This window comes from Kitasatospora sp. NPDC056531, from assembly GCF_042794375.1.
In the GTDB taxonomy this organism is placed as follows: Bacteria; Actinomycetota; Actinomycetes; order Streptomycetales; family Streptomycetaceae; genus Kitasatospora.
The window spans coordinates 4,430-6,171 of sequence record NZ_JBHTTU010000135.1 but is presented as its reverse complement, the minus strand read 5'-3'; the positions used below and the strand labels follow the sequence as shown (position 1 = coordinate 6,171).

The window sequence follows — 1,742 nt, the reverse complement described above, 5'->3', positions numbered from 1 at the left end:
TGTTCTGCCCCCCCCCCCCTCCTCCCCCCCCTTTTCCCCCCCCCCTTGGGCCCCCCTCCTTGCGGCCCCCCCCCCTGGGGGGGGGTCGCCCCCCCCGAGGGGCGCAGCCCCTCAGGTCAACTGCCGTTCAGCGGCCGCACGGTGAGGATCTGCTCGGCGCGGCCGACCGGGCCGTGGACGTCGTGCAGCACGGTGCTGGTGACGCCGTGTCCGGCCGGGCCGAAGGTGACGCTGGTGTCCAGGCCGGTCCAGCGGCCCTCGGGGCGGCGGTGGAAGTGGATCGTCAGATCGGTGTTGGGGAACATCCACTCGGTGGGCTCCTGCCGGACGGCGATGCCGTTGGCGGTGTCCACCAGGGCGATGAAGGAGGCGTGCGGGCTGCTCGGCTCCCCCGCGACCAGCTCCAGCGGCGTGGAGATCCAGGCGGCGGCGCGGCCGGGGGCGGTGGAGCGGCGTCGGACGTCGATCGAGGCGATGTAGCCGCCGCCCCACCGCCCGCTCATCGCCCAGGGCTCGAACACCTCCGGCGCGGGCAGCGGTTCGTCGTGGGTCCCGGCGACGGCGGTGGTGTCCAGCTCGGCCAGGAACCAGGCCCGGGCCCGAACCACCGCGCGGCCGCCGACGCTGGCCACCGCCTCCACCAGCTCGATGGTGCGGCCCGGCCGGACGGTCTCCACCGTGATCTCGAACTCGTCCAGGGCGATCAGGCCGAGTATGTCGTAGCTGATCCGGGCCAGCGCCAGGCCGTCGGCGGGGCGGTCGGCCCGGTAGCGGTCGATGGCGTGGGCGATCAGGCCGCCCACCGGGCTGAAGTGCTGCTCGTCGGGGTGCCAGGCCCCCTGCGCGTGGGCGGTCGGCTTGTAGCTGTGCTCGCCGGTGCGCTGATAGTAGCTGTCGGGCGCGGCGGTGGGGGCGGTCAAGGTGCGCTTCTCCTCGGGCGGATCGCGGGGTGCCGGGCGGGCGCCGCAGGACTCCGGCGTCCGCGATCACGATCGTATGAGGCCGAACGGCCCCCGGGACTGTGATGCGCCCCACACCGCCGCGTCCGCGGGCGTGCGGGGGCTCGTGACCCGACGGGTCGGCGGGCCTTCGCCACCGTGCACCCTCCCGAACGGCACGAAGAGTCCGATGAGCAAAGAAGCCGATAAGATGACCTCCGGTGTGCCGGGAAGTCTGGTCGGCTCGGGGGATGGCCGCGGCGATCGGGCTTCGGCGACCCCGGTGTTGCGATGGGTCGTTTCTGCAGATGCACGCCGTGGGGATCGTTCTCGTCCTGGTCGTCCTGGCCACCAGCGTGGCCACCTTCGCCCGACGATGGCGGGTGCCCGCGCCCTCGCTGCTGGTGCTGGCCGGGCTCGGTGTCGCGCTGATCCCCGGGGTGCCCGCGCTGCACGTACCGCCGCAGATCATCGGCGTGGTGGTGCTGCCGCCGCTGCTCTACTCCTCCGCCGAGGAACTGTCGCTGCGCGACCTGCGCACGGTGTGGCGACCGGTCACCATCCTCTCCTTCGGCCTGGTCTTCGCCTCCGCCGCCGCCGTCGGCTTCGCGGCCGTCGCCGTCGCCGGGCTGCCGCCCGCGATGGCCTTCGTACTCGGCGCCGTGCTCTCCAGCACCGACCCGGTGGCGGTCACCGCGCTCGGCCGCCGACTCGCCCTGCCCGGGCGGGTCCAGGTACTGGTGCAGGCCGAGAGCCTGTTCAACGACGCCACCTCGCTGGTGCTGTTCAAGGTCGCCGTCGGCG

The 1,742-nt window shown here is 73.9% G+C and carries 2 protein-coding genes; one reads left to right on the top strand and one right to left on the bottom strand.

What is annotated here, in order from left to right; translation table 11 throughout:
• Positions 1-116 precede the first annotated feature (116 nt).
• The gene (locus ACFQ87_RS41490; protein ID WP_380616145.1) at positions 117-920 is read right to left on the bottom strand and encodes a thioesterase family protein; all 804 of its coding nucleotides are present in this window, start codon (positions 918-920) and stop codon (positions 117-119) included.
• Between the two features lie 326 nt (positions 921-1,246).
• Here ACFQ87_RS41490 and ACFQ87_RS41485 point away from each other — a divergent pair.
• The coding region (locus ACFQ87_RS41485) for a cation:proton antiporter (protein WP_380616144.1) at positions 1,247-1,742 on the top strand (496 nt) is incomplete at its 3' end.